Here is a 16479-nt window from a genome sequence, read left to right on the forward strand (position 1 = left end):
TGTTATCCACCGTGACTTCTTTTTTGATTAAGGTGTTAAGAATCTCTTTTCGACATCCTGTACAGATAGAGGTTCAGAGAAAATAAATCCTTGCATATGCTGACATGATGTCGTTTTTAGATAATCTAACGCGTGTTCTGTCTCAACACCTTCAGCGACAAGATTCAACTCTAGATTGCGACCGAGTTGAATGATGGAATCGAGCAAAGCATGATCATTTGTCGCCAGACCATCAATGAATACTTTATCGATTTTTAATTCGTCGATTGGAAAAGCACTGAGATACTGTAAAGAAGAATAACTAGTACCGAAATCATCGATTGATAAACGGAAGCCGAGCGACTTGATGAGGTGCATGCGTTCGACCGTTCGTTGTGTCTGTAAGATTGCAATATTCTCTGTCATCTCCAGCGTAACGGAAGATGGTGAAACGAGTCGCTCCGTTACGATATGTTGCAGCGTTCGAATAAAGGAGTCGCTTTGGAACTGATGCGGTGAGATATTGATTGCGATCGTCAGTTCAGGGTCAATCGTCTGTTGCCATTTTGCGAGCTGTTCACATGCTTCGATGATGACCCAGTTGTTGATAGGTGTGATCAGTGAAGCTTCTTCAGCGAGTGGGATGAACTCATCTGGTGGAATGCTCCCGAGTGCCGTGTGATTCCAGCGTAATAACGCTTCGAAGCCTTTGACGGCTTGTGTCTGAAGTTCAATGATTGGTTGATAAGCAAGATAAAGGGATTGATCTTCGAGTGCTGTGAAAAGGGAGCGCTCGAGTTGGATTTTCCGTGTGAATTGTGTGTCCATCTCGTGCGTTAAATACTGGATCGTTCCAGTACCAATCGATTTTCCTGCGTATAGAGCTGTTTCCGACCGGCGATATAAATCTTCCAATGTTTTGGCTTCGGACGGATAGACCGTGATCCCGAACGTACAAGAAACGATCAATGAATGACCGTTGATATAATAAGGACGCTGCAGTGCTTGTTGTAGTTTTCGAGCATATTGGAAAAGCAGATTGCTCGACGGTGCAGGTAACAAGACACCAAATAGATCACTCGTCGGATGAAAGGCGAGTACACCTGTCGTATGTTGCAAAAGGCGTGTTGCCATCGCTTGAAGTAGTTGATCGCCGACATGTGTTCCAAACGAATCGTTGATGACTTTGAAACGATCGATATCGAACAAGATGAGCGCAATCGGATCATGCGACGCGGCAGAACGGAATAATGCTTCGCCTTCGCGTAAAAATCCTCGTTTATTTAATAAATGCGTCATCTCATGATGATGTACTAAAAAATCGAGTTCTTCTTCAAGTGCTGTTGTTTCCGTGATGTCGTTCCCGATGAACAAATGTTGGAAGCGAACGCCGTTCGCATCATAGATCGGAATGAGCGTCGCTTGGAGATGTTTTCGTTCGCCCGTTTGCGAAGTGAGGCTAAGGCGACCAGACCATGCTTTTCGTTCACGAAGTTGTGCACGAATCCCCGAAACGACGGGACTGGATGGATCTAGGATGAGTGACCAAGGCTGGTTGAGAAGCATCTCAGAGCAATATCCTGTCACATCGATGAGTTGATCATTCACGTACGTGATCGTTCCTCGTGCGTCGAAGACGGCGACAGAAGCAATCTGATCGAAGGCATGACGCAAATCCATCAATCCTTGGAAGAGTGGTTTCATATTCGTTTGTTGCTCAGCTGAAGGGATACAGCAAGCAAAAGCGGCAATGACAGTTCCTGTATCATCAAGTAAAGGAGACAAAAGGAGAGTTGACGTTACAGAAGTGCCCGTCTTATGCAATAAGGAGGCATTCGGTAATTGGACGGATTGACGGCGCTCCAAGAAGGCATGCCAAATCTGCTGGCTGAATGCCATGTCTTCCCGTTCAAGAAGTGGAACAGTCTGACCCACGACTTCTTGTTGTGTCCAGCCCCATTGCTGTGCGGCTAGCTCATTCCAAGAGCGGATGGTCAAGTCAGTATTCAATATGAAAGCGGGTAAAGGGAATTCTTGAATGACGACTTCATAGGAATCAATGGTCGAACGGTCCATTACGTGCGCACGCTCCTTTATATTGAAAAGAGATGACGGTTCACTTCTCTTGTCTTTTCCCAATATATTCAATTCTTACGCATTAGAATCCTTTCGCTCGGATACTTTTTAGATGAAGATTCTGTGAAAGAATCTGCTATAATAACATTGAAAGCGTTTTCTAAAGAGTTATGAGGGGGAATTTCGATGAATCAAACAGAGAAAATCATTCAACAGACAGAACAGTTCGGAGCACATAACTACCATCCACTCCCAATCGTCATCTCAGAGGCTGAGGGTGTCTTCGTTACGGATCCTGAAGGACGTCGCTATATGGATATGCTAAGTGCCTATTCAGCCGTTAACCAAGGACATCGTCATCCAAAGATCATCGACGCCTTAAAACGTCAGGCAGACAAGATTACATTGACGTCACGTGCTTTCCACAATGATCAACTTGGCTTTTTCTATGAAAAAGTAGCACAATTGACGGGTAAAGACATGGTGTTACCAATGAATACAGGTGCGGAAGCTGTCGAGACAGCAGTAAAAGCAGCACGACGCTGGGCATATGAAGTCAAACAAATTCCAGGTGATGCTGAAATCATCGTTTGTGAAGGAAACTTCCATGGTCGGACGATGACAGCCGTCTCGATGTCGACGGAAGCAGAATACCAACGGGGATTTGGACCGCTTCTTCCTGGAATCAAGACGATTCCATATGGCGATCTTGAGGCATTAAAACAGGCGATCACTGAAAATACAGCGGCATTCATCTTGGAACCGATTCAAGGCGAAGCGGGCATCTTAATTCCTTATGATGGTTTCTTGAAGGACGCACAAGAAGTTTGTCGTGCGCAGAATGTGTTGCTCGTATCGGATGAGATTCAGTCTGGACTCGGTCGTTCCGGTAAATGGTTTGCTTCTGATTGGGACGAGGTAACACCAGACATGTACATTCTTGGTAAAGCACTGGGTGGTGGTGTATTCCCAATCTCGTGTGTTGCCGCGAATAAAGATGTCCTTTCTGTCTTTAATCCAGGTTCACACGGCTCGACATTTGGTGGTAATCCACTTGCGTGTGCCGTCTCGATTGCTTCACTTGAAGTATTAGAAGACGAAAAGTTACCGGAACGTTCACTCGAACTCGGTACGTACTTCATGGAGAAACTAAAACAAATCAACAACCCGATGATCAAAGAAGTACGTGGTCGTGGATTATTCATTGGTGTTGAGTTGACAGAAGCAGCGCGACCATATTGCGAAGCGTTGAAAGAAAAAGGCTTGCTCTGTAAAGAAACACATGAGACAGTCATTCGCTTTGCACCACCGCTCGTCATTACAAAAGAAGAATTGGATTGGGCGTTCGAACGGATTGAACAAGTGTTAGGTGTTTCCGTCGCCCAGTAAATGAATAGATTCATCGAACAACAGTGGACGAGATGTTCACTGTTGTTTTTGTTTGGATGAGTGTTGGTTTTTCTTCAGGAAACGTTTGAAAATCAGTGACAAGGGAACAGACAACTATCGCAAAAAAAACTTTTAAACGGGGGTAATGGTTATGTCAAACAACAGTGGTCTCAATAAAAAAGCAGATGGTCTCGTCGATAAAGTAGCAGGTAAAGCGAAAGAAGCGCTCGGGAAAGCAACAGGTGATAAATCAACAGAACGCGAAGGTAAAAAAGATCAAGTAAAAGGTGAGGCGAAGAAAACCGTCGGTAACGTCCAACAAAATTTCGAAGATACGAATCGTCGCTAATACTGTCTTAACTAAATAAATAAATAAATAAATCCGGACTGAGTAATCACTCTAGTCCGGTTTTTAGTGTCTGCTATAATGAAATTTTATATCACCTAAAAAGATGAGAAATAATTTGTATAAAGGTCTAGTCATTTAGTTGTTTATGTGGAATAATAAAAAACGTAAAAGCGTTTACATTGTTCTGTCATTATCGTTTTATTCAGGAAAGGGTGAAAGGTATGTTGCAGTTTCTACAACGAATTGGTAAAGCCTTGATGCTACCAATCGCAGTACTACCGGCTGCGGGAATCGTGCTCCGGTTAGGTTCGGCGGATATGCTTGATATTCCGTTGATGGTAGCAGCAGGAGGGGCTATTTTTGATAACCTGCCATTGATTTTTGCCATTGGTGTCGCGATTGGTCTATCGATCGATGCGAGTGGAGCAGCGGGTCTTGCTGGGGCCATCGGGTATCTTGTCTTAAAAAATGGCGTCGACTCGATGAACAAGGATTATTCCAGCGCACAGATTCAGGCGAAGTATGATGCGATCGCGGCGATTGTCAATGATTCCTCGACTAAGGTCGACGGAGCGACACTTGGTTCGATCGCGAATCAGGCGACACTCGGTTCGACCGTTAATATGGCGGTATTCGGTGGAATCATCGCGGGTATCGTCGCAGGACTTCTATACAATCGGTTCTATAACATTAAGTTACCGGATTGGTTAGCATTCTTTGGTGGTCGTCGTTTCGTTCCAATCATTACATCAGCGGTCATGCTCGTACTTGCTTTCATCTTTGGTTATGTCTGGCCGTTCATCGAGCAAGGCATCAACGGTGCTGGTGAATGGATGGTTGGTCTTGGTGCAGGAGGCGCTGCTCTGTTTGGATTCTTTAACCGTCTCTTGATTCCTGTCGGCTTACACCACGTCTTAAATAATATTTTCTGGTTCGTCTTCGGTTCATATGAAAAAGCAGATGGTACGGTCGCGAACGGTGACATCGCGCGCTTCTTCGCTGGAGATCCGACAGCTGGGATTTATCAAGCAGGCTTCTTCCCAATCATGATGTTCGCCTTACCGGCTGCAGCTTTTGCGATCGTTATGGCTGCGCGTAAAGAAAATCGAAAAGCAGTTGCTGGAGCGATGATTGGTCTTGGACTGACGTCCTTCTTGACAGGGATCACGGAACCAATCGAGTTCTCGTTCATGTTCTTATCACCTGTTTTATATGTCATTCATGCGGTTTTAACTGGTCTATCGATGGCAATCGTTAACTTACTCGGTATTTTACATGGCTTCTCCTTCTCGGCTGGTTTCATTGATTACGCCTTAAACTTCGGGATTGCCACAAAACCATTACTTCTCATCCCGGTTGGTCTCGCGTTCGCGGTCGTCTATTACTTCCTGTTCTACTTCATGATCACGAAATTTGATCTGAAGACACCAGGTCGTGAAGATGAATCGCTCGTCACAGACACGGGAGTCGTTTTGACAGATTCAGACGATAAATATGAGCAACAAGCAGCACGCATCTTTGCGGGACTAAAAGGAACAGAAAATGTCACGTCGATTGACAACTGTGCGACACGTTTACGTCTTCAAGTCAAAGATCCAAGCATCATTGACGAAGCAGCGATTAAAGCGGCTGGAGCAAAAGGTGTCATGAAGATGGGGGCGACTAGCGTGCAAATCATCATCGGCACGGACGTCGAGTTCGTTGCGGATGCGATGAAACGACAGAAGTAAAGAAAACGACCTTTCCTGAGCTCAGGAAAGGTCGTTTTGCTGTACGTTCGCAACAGCTGCTGTTTTGCTTGAGCGATAGATTGGATAAAAGATTCCGATCAAGATGATGACGATCCCGATCCATTGGGAACTCATCAGATGTTCTCCTAAAATTAAGACAGAACAGATGACTGCTGTCGGTAGTTCAGCCGCTCCAAGTAAAGAAACGCTTGCTGGGGAAAGATGAGGTGCGCCAGCAGCAAATAAGAGTGGTGGTAAAATCAACGCGAACAGACCGAGCGGAATCGCGTATAACAGAAGTCCATTTTCGAAGTTCGCAGAGGACAAGAATGTCGTCGGTGGATACATGGTCATGACGAAAGCAAGACCACCTGTCATCATATAAAAACTTTTCTTGATGACGGGTAAATGATTGGCGATGCGTCCACTAGCGAGTAAGAAAATTGAGAAGCTGACAGCTGCTCCAAGACCGAATAATGTTCCACGTAAATCGAGTGGACTCGAGTAAGCGGCACTCGCAAGAATGGCTCCGCCAATCAGTAGAATCGCGGACAGGAAATGCGCGCGAGTAGGTAAACGTCTGAATGCGAGCGCATCGATGACGACACCGATCCAAGTAAATTGGAATAAGAGAATGATCGCAACGGATGCGGATACAGTCTGAAGACTTTGATAGTACAGATAACCGGTTGTACCACTTGAGATACCGATCAGCATGAGCAGACCAGCTGTCTTGAGATCGAGACGAAGATTTTTCGTAAATAAGGCAAGTCCGAAAATCATGAGCCAGCCGAAGAAAAATTGACTACCTGAAACGGCTGCTGAGTTAAATCCAGCGGCATAAGCGAGTTTGACGATCGTTGAGAGGACACCATAACTGATAGCGCCAATCAGAACGAATAAGGTTGCTTTTGAACGATGCATGAATAAATTCCCTCCATTTTTAATAAAAACCACACAAAAAAGGTTGCAACAGGGCCTTGTCCAGGTTTTTTGGACAGGGTTTGGTTGCAACCTGTGTGATTTATTGAGTTGATGTGTCGAGCAAACGATACAGCTGGGTTTTCGTTTGATTATACTGAACGGTCAGCGCATTCCACTTCTTTAATGACGCGGTAGCTTTCCGTGTTAAACGATTTAAATCCGCTGTTGACTCATCAATCTTAACGAAATCCGGTTTTTTCGTCAAGCGTGAAAGCACTTTCTTTTCAGCGTCCATCGCTTGTCGATACGTTTTCGAGAACGTTTGAAATGTCTGCTGGCGTTCCTTGATGATTGTCACTAAGGCAGTTCCTTCTGTTTTTGCTTTACCATCAAGTTGGTTGACAGCATCCTTCAATTCTTCAAGATCGAGTGCAGCGTACGTTTCCTTACGTAACGTTTCTTCTTGTTTCAATAAAGCAAGCCGTTCGTCATTTAAGGCTTCTAATTCCTCTCGTTCATTTTGAGAGCGTTTGATTTCTTCAGCACCTGCATCAAGAACGGCTTGGTACGTATTAACTGAAATTTCATCCTTACGAGCACGTTGATCAGCTAGCGTGAATGCCTTCTCTTCACCTTTCACTTGTTGCTCTAGCTGTTCATGAAGAGAGGCTGGTGAATCGTTGGAACAGGCAGCGAGTCCAAAGCTCGACAGGAACAGTACTGCTACGAATGTTTTTTTCATCTGGATAGTAACTCCTTATAAATTCGAGTGTTGCGCGAAGTTGTACGGAATATGGAAATCTTCATCATAAATCGCGAATTGATAGCCTTTTTTCTGAAGTCCGGCAACAATGGCTGGAAGTGCCTTGATGGCTTGTGGTTGTTCATGTAAGAGTATGATTTCAAACGGACGCTCTGCTCGCCGAATGACCGTATTCGCTACTTCTTTTGCACTATCTTTGTAATACCAGTCCATTGAATCGATTGACCAGTCCCACACACGGAAGTCTGCTGAATGAATGGCAGATGCAATTTTTTTCGTGATGCCGGGATCAGAGCCATAAGGTGGTCGTGTCAAATGTGGTGTTAGCTTCGTCAACTCATGGATTTTCTTCTGAACACTTTGCATCTCTGAGACATACTTTCCTTTTTCGTACAATGTATCGTAATCGTGTGTTTCCCCGTGTAATCCGATATAGTGTCCAGCTTTAGCAGCAGCTTTGACTTCTTGCGGAAAAGCATCTACTTGTGATCCGAGATAAAAGAAGGTGGCACGAGTCTGAAGTTGATCCAATGTTCGAAGTAAGTCCGGTGTTAATGCGGATGGACCATCCTCGAATGTTAAATAAGCGACTTTTTTCGTCACACCATTCCATTTTTCCACGCGTGCTTTTTCCATATTGACGACAGGTACTTCAGTAATGGATTTACCTGTCGTAATGGATTGCTGTTCAGGAGTAAAAACGTATCGATAAGCGACATATCCCCCAACTCCGAGAAAAACAAGTGTGAGAAGTAAGAAAAATCGAGGGAAAAACTTTCTTTTTTTTGTACGCGGTCGTGGACCGAGTTCGCTAGCGTGGCTTGAGGTAAATGGATCCATCGTTGTCTGTCGCTCCTTTTGTCAAAAAATATCATATACAGATAATGTAACATTCTGACTGTTTCTTTTGTAACAAACAGATGACAAAAAGATGACGGAAAATCAATTTTTCTAAAAAATATCGATTTATTTAGAAAGAGTTTAAAAGAAATAAAAAAAACAACCACTAAGTAAGTGATTGTTTCATGTGTTATTAGTGTTCTGTTACAGCACACTCATCGCATTCCGTTTGATAGGATTCACATTGTTCATCCATCTCTTTTCCGCAATGGGCACACGTCTTGACGGGAAGCTCACGATAGAATGCAGCAGATGCTTCTTGGTAAAGGGGTTGTTCCATGTGTTTTTCCTCCTTCAAAGTAAACGCAATGATCTTTTTCTTGATTTTATTGTATTAGTACAGAAATTGAATGTCAACTATTGTTTTATAACAGTTAATTCATTTGAAGTACTGATAGAGGACAATGAAAAAGAGACATGCTACGATATCTAAGTAATCTGATAATGATAAGGGGGATTTACACATGACACAGGCAACACTTGATACAATGCGTGTCTTAACAGAAAGACGTTCCGTTCGTCATTACGACGAAACGTTCAAGCTTTCAAAACAGGAAGTAGAAGAACTATTAGAATGGACGACAGCCGCGCCGAGTGCTTGGAATTTGCAACACTGGCATTTCACGGTCTTTCATTCGGAAGAAGCGAAGCAGCAGCTTGCACCGATCGCATACAATCAGCCGGCTATCACTTCGGCTTCAGCAGTCATTGCGATCTTAGGTGATGTTCAAGCTAATCGAAACTACAATCCGGTGTACGGGCCAGCAGTGGAAGCAGGTGGCATGACAGAGGATCTGTTTGATTCGATCAAGGCACAGGTAGAAGGCGCTTATCAAAGTGAGGCGTATGGACGCGACGCGGCTATGTCGAATGCGAGCCTTGCTGCGATGCAATTGATGCTTGCGGCAGAAGCGCGTGGATTATCAACACTCGCAATGGGTGGATTTGATCATCAACGTTTTGCGGAAACGTTCATCACCGAGTCACGGTATGTACCGGTCATGCTAATTGCTGTCGGAAAAGCGGTTGAAGATGCGAAAAAACGTCCGGCACTACGTTTACCGATTGATCGAGTATCAACCTTCCTGTAAGTCATTCAAAATGGGGGAAGCGGGGTTGATTCCCCCATTTTAAATTTTTTTATTTTTTTTTCGGAAAAAGACTTGTCAGCCTTTTAGTTTCTTGATATATTAATACATGTCCTAGCAAGTACATAACGTACTGCAAACATGATTCTGTAGCTCAGCTGGGAGAGCGCTACCTTGACAGGGTAGAGGTCGCTGGTTCGAGCCCAGTCAGAATCATACCGAAAGCCCGCTTTTCCTTTATAGGAAAAGCGGGCTTTTTTTATTATTTCTTTATCTCATCCTCTGTGACCCATTTATGGTTTTTCACCATCTCTCCACCGTCCGTCGGTTCATAGTTCACCATGTAGACCGTCGTTTCCTTTACTTCATCAATCGTCGCTTTTGCTCCATCCATACCTTTCATATGATCCGCTTTGACAGTCGTTTCATCACCAACTTGCAGTGGTTTAGTTGGAACGGGATCGAGTTCTTCCTGAATGACCCATTTATGATTTTTCACCATCTTTCCACCAGTAGTCGGTTTGTAACTGATCGCATAGACGACGGTATCGTAAGCTCCCGCAATCGTTGCTTTAGCTCCGTCCATACCGTCCATATGATCCGTCGTCAACGTGACGTTGCTTCCTTTCGGATAAGTCGGATCACTGGCTTCCTTTAAACCGGATGGTAGCTTTCCGTCGCTCGAATGCATCATATCTCCATGAGACATATCGTGTGAGTCACTATTACTTCCATCGTTATTGGCGGATCCACATGCACCGAGCCAAAGCGTAGAACTAAGAGCAAGTGCGGTTAATGTCAATGATTTTTTCATATAAAACCCTCCTGAAGTCACTAGTCTTCTTTACTATACCCAGCGTATATGCAAATCGTGTGCAGATGAGGTGACAGTTTCGTTTGCCTGCGTCGATCGCGTTTTTTTTAGCTATACTAAAAGTGGAGAGAAAAAGGAGGAATCGTCATGCGTCGTATTTCATACTCAGTCGGAGGAATCGTGCTTGCGGCATTTTTAATTTGTGGCAGTGTGTTGTTTGGGACATTGTATTATCAGTTGTCTCAAACACGAACGCAGGAAGTAGTAGACGGTTTACTGAACCGAGGAAATACACACCGTGATGTCCTTGTCGATTCCTATGACCAAACGACGATGCGCCATGTCAGCATGATGGAAGCAGATTCATCGTTTACTGTGGTGATCACTGATGCAGATGGAAAACAACTCGAAGCGTCACGACCTTTGTCGAATGAGATGAAGAGCATGTTAGAGCATACGGATTTTGATTACCGTCAACAAGGAAAAATCGTGACGATGCGTGACTTTTTAATGACGGACAGTCCCATCACCATTGACGGGGAACATCGTGGTCATGTCTTCATGTTCGCTTCTAAAGAAATCGTAGATCACGTACTTGATCCGTTGAAACAGCAGTTTCTCCAAGTGGGTCTGCTAGCGCTTTTATTAGCAGGTGCGGCAAGTATTTGGACGACCCGACTCATTTCTCGTCCGTTGATTCAGATGGAAAAAGCGACAGCGCGTCTATTGGATGGGGAAGGTGGAGAGTTGCCGATTGATCGAAAAGATGAACTGGGACAATTGGCGCGTTCGATTCAGCAATTAAAACAAGATCTCGATTTTTTGAATCGGGAACGATCCGAATTTTTAGCAACCGTATCTCATGAACTACGAACACCATTGACATATATAAAGGGATACGCGGATATTCTCGAACGCCAAACGTTGACGCCGGATGAGCAACAACGCTACATTACGATCATTCGAGAAGAAAGTCAGCAAATGAATGAATGGATTGAGCAATTGTTTTGGTTAGCACGAATTGACGCCAATGCTTTTATGATGGAGCGAAAACCTGTCGATGTCGAAGACTTGATTCATCAAGTGATACGATTGATGCGTCCAGACATCGAACAAGAAAATGTTTCGTTCGAGATAGAAGGTGAGCGATTAGAAGTGATGGGTGACGCTCAGCAGCTCCGTCAGATGATCGTGAATATCATTGAAAATGCACGGCGACATACGACGTCGGGAAAAATTATCGTTCGTTATGGTGTCAACGCAGTAGGGGCTTTCATTCAAATCGAAGATACAGGAGAAGGGATCGCTGCAGAATCTTTACCTCATGTAACGAAACGGCTCTACCGAACGGAAGCATCTCGTTCTCGAAAACATGGAGGAACTGGAATCGGACTCTCCATCGTTGAAGCAATTGCTCAGACACATGGTGCAGAATTGAACATCAAGAGTCAACTTGGACATGGAACACAAGTGACACTGCAGTGGAAGGAGAAATAAAATGCCGCATGTATTGATCGTAGATGATGAACCAAGAATGCTTGAACTGCTCAAACTGTATATTCAGCCGTATGGGTACACGTGTCAGCTTGTGGATTCTGCGCAACAAGCTCTTGATCTCTGCCGTCAGCACGTATTCGACCTGATTTTACTAGATGTCATGATGCCGGATATGGATGGCTGGACATGTTGTCGTCTCATTCGAGAACACTCTAACATCCCGATCTTGATGGTTACGGCTCGGGATCAACGGGAAGACATCATTCGGACACGAGAAGTAGGAGCGAATGATTACATATCAAAACCGATTCAAGAAGGGGAACTGATCGGGCGAATGGAAGTTTTATTACAGCAACAGTATGATGGTCTATCCTATGACCGGGAAAGCTATCGTTGTAGTTACCTCCAACAAAAGATTTCGTTAACGAAAACGGAATTTGAGTTGTTAGGTGTATTTTTAGATTCTCCACGACGTGTTTGGACGCGCGATCAACTAACGACGATGTTATGGGGAGCGGAAGCGTCTGTAGACGAGCGGACGATCGACTCGCATATCAGACATTTAAGAGAAAAACTACGTGTTTGCGGTTTTCCGATTGAACAGCATCTCGAAACAGTTCGCGGAATCGGATACCGCTGGACACACCAATAAAGGGGAAAATCAAAACATGACGACACTCTATTTCGTACGGCACGCACACTCGACATATTCACCAGATGAACGGAAGCGGTCACTTTCCGATGCAGGACAGGCAGATGCGATACGTTTACTTGAAACGTTTAAAGGGATTCCAATCGACAGATTCTACAGTAGCCCGTATCAACGGGCAATCGAGACGATTGCACCGCTCGCGGAGGCACGTCAACAACCACTCATTGAGGTAGAGGAACTACGAGAGCGATTGTTGGCACCGGGAGAGCTTGACGATTTTCAAGGAGCGGTCACATATGTATGGCAACATCCGAATGAAAATCCGTATGGAGGCGAAACGAACAAAGAAGCGTCGCAACGCATTCGACCATTCATCGACGGACTAATGGAGAAGCATCCTGACGAAACAGTCGTTCTTGGAACACATGGAAATATCATGGTGCTACTCTTAGAAACATTTGATCCGACATTCGATTACGCATTTTGGAAGTCCTTACCGATGCCAGCCGTATGTCGAATGGATGTGAAATCAGGAGAAAAGGCGGATATTCACGTCGTACCACTTTTGACGAATACAAAGTAAAAAAGAGACGGAACTGATGCGTGAATCAGTTTCCGTCTCTTTTGTAATTGGAGAAATCTTAAGGTGTAGGAACAGCACCTTCATGTTTTCGGATCAAGTCCGCCGTCAGTTGACCGGACAATGTGACCATCGGTACACCGCCGCCTGGGTGTGTCGAACCACCGACGAAATAAAGTCCTTCGTACAAGTCACTCTTCGATGGAATCTTGAATCCACCATTTTTCTTCCGATCGGCTGCGACACCATAAATCGATCCACCGTTTGGACCGTATAATTCCTTCAAATCTTCTGGGGTAAAGCGATATTCAAACTCGATCGATTCTCGAAGTCCATGAAGTCCCATCCGCTCCAGTTTATCGAGAACGACTTCACGGTACGCATCCCAGTCGACCTCACCTTTTTGAAGTGTTAGCGGTGGAACGTGTGTCAAGACGAATAAGTTATCCTTCCCTTCAGGAGCTTGGGAGGCGTCGGATTTTGACGAGACTCCGACGTAAATCGTCGGATCCTCAGGAGGGGTACCTTCTTTGAACATTTGGGCGAATTCACGCTCTGGATTTTCCGAGAAAAAGAAATTATGATGCGCTAGCCCGCGATACTCACGATTTACACCGAGCAGCAGGACAAGACCTGAAACGGAAGGGGCAAACGACGCTTGTAATTTTTTTGCCTGTTTCCGGGCTTTTTTCTCCGGTACGATCCGTTCGTAAGTCGGGATGACCTCAAGGTTTGAAACGACGATGTCGGCTGCATGAAACGTTCCGTTTGATAAGACGCCAACCGCTTTTTTATTTTCAAGGACGATTTGTTCAACGGGTGAGTTGAGATGAACCGTGACACGGAGCTCATCAAGCAACCGTTTCATGGCACGCGCGATTTGGTACATACCACCTTTGACATAATAGATGCCGAGTCCCATTTGAACGTAAATCATCTGATTGAAGACAGCAGGTGCCTGATACGGGTTGGAACCAACATACATGACCATATAGTTGAACAGCTGTTCGAGATACGGATCATTGAGATGTTTCTTTGTTCCGGTCGCGACCGTATTCATCGGGTCCATCTTTAATAAATCAGACATCGTATGGTATTTTTTTAAGTCCTTTAAATCTTCGAGACTGTATTTATAAAAACTGTCGAGGCACAAGTCGTACATTTGTTTGGAGTACCGGAACAATTCAACGAAATCAGCCCGTGACGAGACGTGTTCGACTTCTTCAAGCATTCCAGGTAAGTCACCTTTGACATCGATTTTTGTTCCATCCTCAAAGAATGTACGCCATTGCGGTTCAATGCGCTCGATTTCTAAGTAATCATCCAAGTTACGATGAACGCTTGAGAAGAGTTGTTCGAGTACCCAAGGCATCGTTAAGATGGAAGGACCGGTATCGAAAGTAAATCCCTTTCCACTCCGTTGATTCAGTTTCCCTCCGACGTTTGCATTCTTTTCAAGCATCGTGACTGCATAACCATCTCCAGCCAAACGAATGGCGGCAGACATACCAGCAAGACCTGCTCCAATGACAATTGCGCGTTTCTTCAAATGAATCACTTCTCCTTTAGTAGATGAATGGAATCAATCGTTTTCGTTTCGCAGCCCATACCGTATAGGCAGGTCCAAAACCTTTCGTTAACATCGCTTCCTCGATTCGAATCCGGTAGAGCAAGAAAATGAACATCAGAAGTCCAGAGAGAATGAAGAGTCCGGACTGACCGGTGAACAGGGGGAAGCTCATCGTAATCAACAACAATCCACTGTATAACGGGTGACGTAAAAAACGATAGGGACCGCTACTGACGAGCTGATCACCAGACGCCACGACGACATGACGAGTGAACTGTTGCTTTAAGTGGAGAATTCCCCATAGACGTAAGGAAACACCACACCATAACAAAATGCATGAAAAGATGCGCATGATAGAAGAAACGGTTTCATTCGCAAAGAGGAAAGCGCAGACGATCGTTACGCTTAGGACAAGGAAAATCAAATAAAAACTCACTTGTTCTGCTGCGCCTGACTTAGACTCGGAGCGATTCCGAAAACGAATCATCTCACCAATCCAGCAGATGCTACCAATACTGAAAATCCATTCCCAAAGTGACACGTACGCTACTCCTTTCTACATCAGAATCATGTTTCGAAAACGCATACATCGTTATTTACCCATTGTAATTCGTCCTTAAGCTACATTTAGAGAACTTCAGAAATACTTCATTTTCATGACAAGCATTCCGAAAGAACCCTGTTTGAAAAAAAAGAATGGTATTCTAATCTAAAATATGGATGCAGATTAGAACATGCATAAAGGAGATATACGATTCATGAAATACATCACGACACTCATCACGACGTTGACATTAACAGCGGCCTGTACATCAGTGTATATACCAACAGTCGAAGCATCGACTTCTACTTATCGGCAAGCAAAGACATCTCTTCATTTGCGTAAAGGAGCATCGATTGATCAACCGAGTCTTGCGGTTATTCCGACGGGGATCTATGTGACGGAACTTTCAAAAGTCGGTACGTGGTCAAAAGTACAATATGGTACGAAGATTGGTTATGCGAGTACGAAGTATCTACTGACGGATGAACAAATCGGTGGGAAACGGATCGGTAAGACCCTCATCGCGAATAAGAACTTAGCGCTCCGCGCGACGTACGCTCCTGGTGAGAATCAACAAGCAAGAGCAGCGTTTGAGAAAATGCGTGTAGCGGCTAAAAAAGAGGGAATTACGCTCGTTGCGTTTAGTACATATCGCTCCTATGCCTATCAAAAAACGTTGTTTGATAAATATGTTGCGCGTGATGGATATGAGAAGGCGAGTACGTATAGTGCAGAACCTGGGAAAAGTGAACACCAAACAGGTCTTGCGTTTGATATCGGAGGCGCTGATTCAACAAAATACGCCACGTTTAGCTTTTCCAAAACAAAAGAGGCAAAATGGTTGTTTGCGAATGCTCACCGCTACGGTTTCCATCTCCGCTATCCTTCTGGTAAAGAATCTTGGACGGGGTATACGTATGAGAGCTGGCACTATCGGTATGTCGGAGCAACGCTTGCCGCTCGTCTAAAAGTCAGTGGATTAACAATGGAGGAGTATTTCCACCTCGCACCATGGAAACCAGTAAAGGTTTCGACTCCTTAAAAACATGGTAAATAGAGGATGTTGGATTAGTCGGTTATTCGTCTCAGGTGAAAGAGGTGGAACGAATGGCAAAAAAAGATGCGAAACATCACATCATGACGTTTACGTTCAAAGAAGAAGCGACATCCTATCAAGTGTTCAGTGAATTGAAGAAATATCATGCGCGAGGTCAAGTCGATTTCGAACAGATTGCCGTCATCAAGCGAAATGAGAATGGTGCTTTTTCGTTTGAAGATGCTGTAGACCTAAGTGGATCGAATCGCGCCGTCAAAGGGTCGTTAATTGGAATGGCGGTTGGTATTCTAGGAGGCCCATTCGGCATCTTACTTGGTTCGATGACGGGTATGCTGATTGGTGGATCAAAAGACATGAAGGAAAATCAAGAAATCCAAGAAACATTCAAACGAACACTCGGTGTCATTCCGCCTGGACAAACAGGGATTATCGCGATCGGTGAAGAGTTTGAGCCATCCGTCCTCGACGGATTAGTGGCGCAACATGATGGTACGTTGGAACGAACGGATGAACAGTTAGAGTCGTAAGGTCTTATAGAATGAAAAGAAGCCTATCGCGATCCAAGCG

At 44.6% G+C, this 16479-nt stretch carries 17 protein-coding genes and 1 tRNA gene; 10 read left to right on the forward strand and 8 right to left on the reverse strand.

Features of this window, described 5'->3' with window-relative positions:
* Positions 1-27: 27 nt before the first annotated feature.
* Positions 28-2055 carry a sensor domain-containing protein gene (locus KNQ18_RS14755; protein ID WP_215085280.1) on the reverse strand — a complete coding sequence of 676 codons (2028 nt, stop codon included), beginning with the start codon at positions 2053-2055 and terminating at the stop codon, positions 28-30.
* 186 nt (positions 2056-2241) lie between these two features.
* On the opposite strand from KNQ18_RS14755, the gene KNQ18_RS14760 reads away from it, so the two are divergent.
* The 3 genes from KNQ18_RS14760 (at position 2242) to nagE (ending at position 5523) form a co-directional block, all read left to right on the forward strand.
* Complete coding sequence (locus KNQ18_RS14760; protein ID WP_029340787.1) at positions 2242-3444, forward strand: ornithine--oxo-acid transaminase; 1203 nt, start codon at positions 2242-2244, stop codon at positions 3442-3444.
* A gap of 151 nt (positions 3445-3595) precedes the next feature.
* Positions 3596-3793, forward strand: a complete 198-nt coding sequence (locus KNQ18_RS14765) for a CsbD family protein (protein WP_149426819.1) — start codon at positions 3596-3598, stop codon at positions 3791-3793.
* Positions 3794-4014: 221 nt separating this feature from the next.
* A complete protein-coding gene (gene nagE, locus KNQ18_RS14770) occupies positions 4015-5523 on the forward strand; it encodes an N-acetylglucosamine-specific PTS transporter subunit IIBC (protein WP_023467140.1) in 1509 nt (502 codons plus the stop codon).
* 21 nt (positions 5524-5544) lie between these two features.
* Here the strand turns inward: nagE and KNQ18_RS14775 are convergent, their stop codons facing one another.
* The 4 genes from KNQ18_RS14775 to yhfH form a co-directional block, all read right to left on the reverse strand.
* Entirely contained in the window at positions 5545-6447 is a 903-nt protein-coding gene (locus KNQ18_RS14775; protein WP_214772474.1) for an EamA family transporter, read from the reverse strand.
* Positions 6448-6547: 100 nt separating this feature from the next.
* Complete coding sequence (locus KNQ18_RS14780; protein ID WP_214725346.1) at positions 6548-7189, reverse strand: YkyA family protein; 642 nt, start codon at positions 7187-7189, stop codon at positions 6548-6550.
* 15 nt (positions 7190-7204) lie between these two features.
* Positions 7205-8050: a polysaccharide deacetylase family protein gene (locus KNQ18_RS14785; RefSeq protein ID WP_215085281.1), complete on the reverse strand. Its 846-nt coding sequence runs from the start codon at positions 8048-8050 to the stop codon at positions 7205-7207.
* A gap of 193 nt (positions 8051-8243) precedes the next feature.
* Positions 8244-8390: a protein YhfH gene (gene yhfH / locus KNQ18_RS14790; protein WP_064505459.1), complete on the reverse strand. Its 147-nt coding sequence runs from the start codon at positions 8388-8390 to the stop codon at positions 8244-8246.
* Between the two features lie 184 nt (positions 8391-8574).
* On the opposite strand from yhfH, the gene KNQ18_RS14795 reads away from it, so the two are divergent.
* Both KNQ18_RS14795 and KNQ18_RS14800 read left to right on the forward strand, forming a co-directional pair.
* Positions 8575-9201 (forward strand): nitroreductase family protein, encoded by a 627-nt coding sequence (locus KNQ18_RS14795; RefSeq protein WP_035398905.1) that lies wholly within the window; start codon positions 8575-8577, stop codon positions 9199-9201.
* Positions 9202-9341: 140 nt separating this feature from the next.
* Positions 9342-9414, forward strand: a tRNA-Val gene (locus KNQ18_RS14800).
* Positions 9415-9460: 46 nt separating this feature from the next.
* Here KNQ18_RS14800 and KNQ18_RS14805 read toward each other — a convergent pair.
* Complete coding sequence (locus KNQ18_RS14805; protein WP_133208512.1) at positions 9461-10012, reverse strand: YdhK family protein; 552 nt, start codon at positions 10010-10012, stop codon at positions 9461-9463.
* 147 nt (positions 10013-10159) lie between these two features.
* On the opposite strand from KNQ18_RS14805, the gene KNQ18_RS14810 reads away from it, so the two are divergent.
* The 3 genes from KNQ18_RS14810 to KNQ18_RS14820 are packed head-to-tail and all read left to right on the forward strand — an operon-like array spanning position 10160 to position 12744.
* Complete coding sequence (locus KNQ18_RS14810) at positions 10160-11509, forward strand: sensor histidine kinase (RefSeq protein ID WP_214725340.1); 1350 nt, start codon at positions 10160-10162, stop codon at positions 11507-11509.
* Position 11510: 1 nt separating this feature from the next.
* Complete coding sequence (locus tag KNQ18_RS14815; protein ID WP_215085283.1) at positions 11511-12161, forward strand: response regulator transcription factor; 651 nt, start codon at positions 11511-11513, stop codon at positions 12159-12161.
* A 16-nt stretch (positions 12162-12177) separates the two neighbouring features.
* Positions 12178-12744, forward strand: coding sequence for a histidine phosphatase family protein (locus KNQ18_RS14820; RefSeq protein ID WP_215085285.1), 567 nt, complete (start codon positions 12178-12180; stop codon positions 12742-12744).
* 58 nt (positions 12745-12802) lie between these two features.
* Here the strand turns inward: KNQ18_RS14820 and KNQ18_RS14825 are convergent, their stop codons facing one another.
* Positions 12803-14290, reverse strand: a complete 1488-nt coding sequence (locus KNQ18_RS14825) for a phytoene desaturase family protein (protein ID WP_023467150.1) — start codon at positions 14288-14290, stop codon at positions 12803-12805.
* A gap of 16 nt (positions 14291-14306) precedes the next feature.
* Positions 14307-14852, reverse strand: a complete 546-nt coding sequence (locus KNQ18_RS14830) for a methyltransferase family protein (protein ID WP_353049776.1) — start codon at positions 14850-14852, stop codon at positions 14307-14309.
* A 217-nt stretch (positions 14853-15069) separates the two neighbouring features.
* Here KNQ18_RS14830 and KNQ18_RS14835 point away from each other — a divergent pair, with 217 nt between their 5' ends.
* Together KNQ18_RS14835 and KNQ18_RS14840 are read left to right on the forward strand one after the other, a co-directional pair.
* Positions 15070-15897: a M15 family metallopeptidase gene (locus tag KNQ18_RS14835; protein ID WP_149426824.1), complete on the forward strand. Its 828-nt coding sequence runs from the start codon at positions 15070-15072 to the stop codon at positions 15895-15897.
* Positions 15898-15962: 65 nt separating this feature from the next.
* Positions 15963-16439 carry a hypothetical protein gene (locus KNQ18_RS14840; protein ID WP_023467153.1) on the forward strand — a complete coding sequence of 159 codons (477 nt, stop codon included), beginning with the start codon at positions 15963-15965 and terminating at the stop codon, positions 16437-16439.
* Positions 16440-16479: the final 40 nt, after the last annotated feature.

It is taken from the genome of Exiguobacterium sp. s78 (assembly GCF_018618985.1).
Lineage (GTDB): Bacteria > Bacillota > Bacilli > Exiguobacteriales > Exiguobacteriaceae > Exiguobacterium_A > Exiguobacterium_A abrahamii.

Excerpts from the sequence above, each read along its gene's own strand:
- KNQ18_RS14785 (WP_215085281.1), bottom strand. The coding sequence starts at position 8,050 with ATGGATCCATTTACCTCAAGCCACGCTAGCGAACTCGGTCCACGACCG.
- KNQ18_RS14810 (WP_214725340.1), top strand. The coding sequence starts at position 10,160 with ATGCGTCGTATTTCATACTCAGTCGGAGGAATCGTGCTTGCGGCATTT.
- KNQ18_RS14760 (WP_029340787.1), top strand. The coding sequence starts at position 2,242 with ATGAATCAAACAGAGAAAATCATTCAACAGACAGAACAGTTCGGAGCA.
- KNQ18_RS14755 (WP_215085280.1), bottom strand. The coding sequence starts at position 2,055 with ATGGACCGTTCGACCATTGATTCCTATGAAGTCGTCATTCAAGAATTC.
- KNQ18_RS14765 (WP_149426819.1), top strand. The coding sequence starts at position 3,596 with ATGTCAAACAACAGTGGTCTCAATAAAAAAGCAGATGGTCTCGTCGAT.
- KNQ18_RS14840 (WP_023467153.1), top strand. The coding sequence starts at position 15,963 with ATGGCAAAAAAAGATGCGAAACATCACATCATGACGTTTACGTTCAAA.
- KNQ18_RS14805 (WP_133208512.1), bottom strand. The coding sequence starts at position 10,012 with ATGAAAAAATCATTGACATTAACCGCACTTGCTCTTAGTTCTACGCTT.
- nagE (WP_023467140.1), top strand. The coding sequence starts at position 4,015 with ATGTTGCAGTTTCTACAACGAATTGGTAAAGCCTTGATGCTACCAATC.
- KNQ18_RS14795 (WP_035398905.1), top strand. The coding sequence starts at position 8,575 with ATGACACAGGCAACACTTGATACAATGCGTGTCTTAACAGAAAGACGT.
- KNQ18_RS14835 (WP_149426824.1), top strand. The coding sequence starts at position 15,070 with ATGAAATACATCACGACACTCATCACGACGTTGACATTAACAGCGGCC.
- KNQ18_RS14780 (WP_214725346.1), bottom strand. The coding sequence starts at position 7,189 with ATGAAAAAAACATTCGTAGCAGTACTGTTCCTGTCGAGCTTTGGACTC.
- KNQ18_RS14815 (WP_215085283.1), top strand. The coding sequence starts at position 11,511 with ATGCCGCATGTATTGATCGTAGATGATGAACCAAGAATGCTTGAACTG.
- KNQ18_RS14775 (WP_214772474.1), bottom strand. The coding sequence starts at position 6,447 with ATGCATCGTTCAAAAGCAACCTTATTCGTTCTGATTGGCGCTATCAGT.
- KNQ18_RS14820 (WP_215085285.1), top strand. The coding sequence starts at position 12,178 with ATGACGACACTCTATTTCGTACGGCACGCACACTCGACATATTCACCA.
- yhfH (WP_064505459.1), bottom strand. The coding sequence starts at position 8,390 with ATGGAACAACCCCTTTACCAAGAAGCATCTGCTGCATTCTATCGTGAG.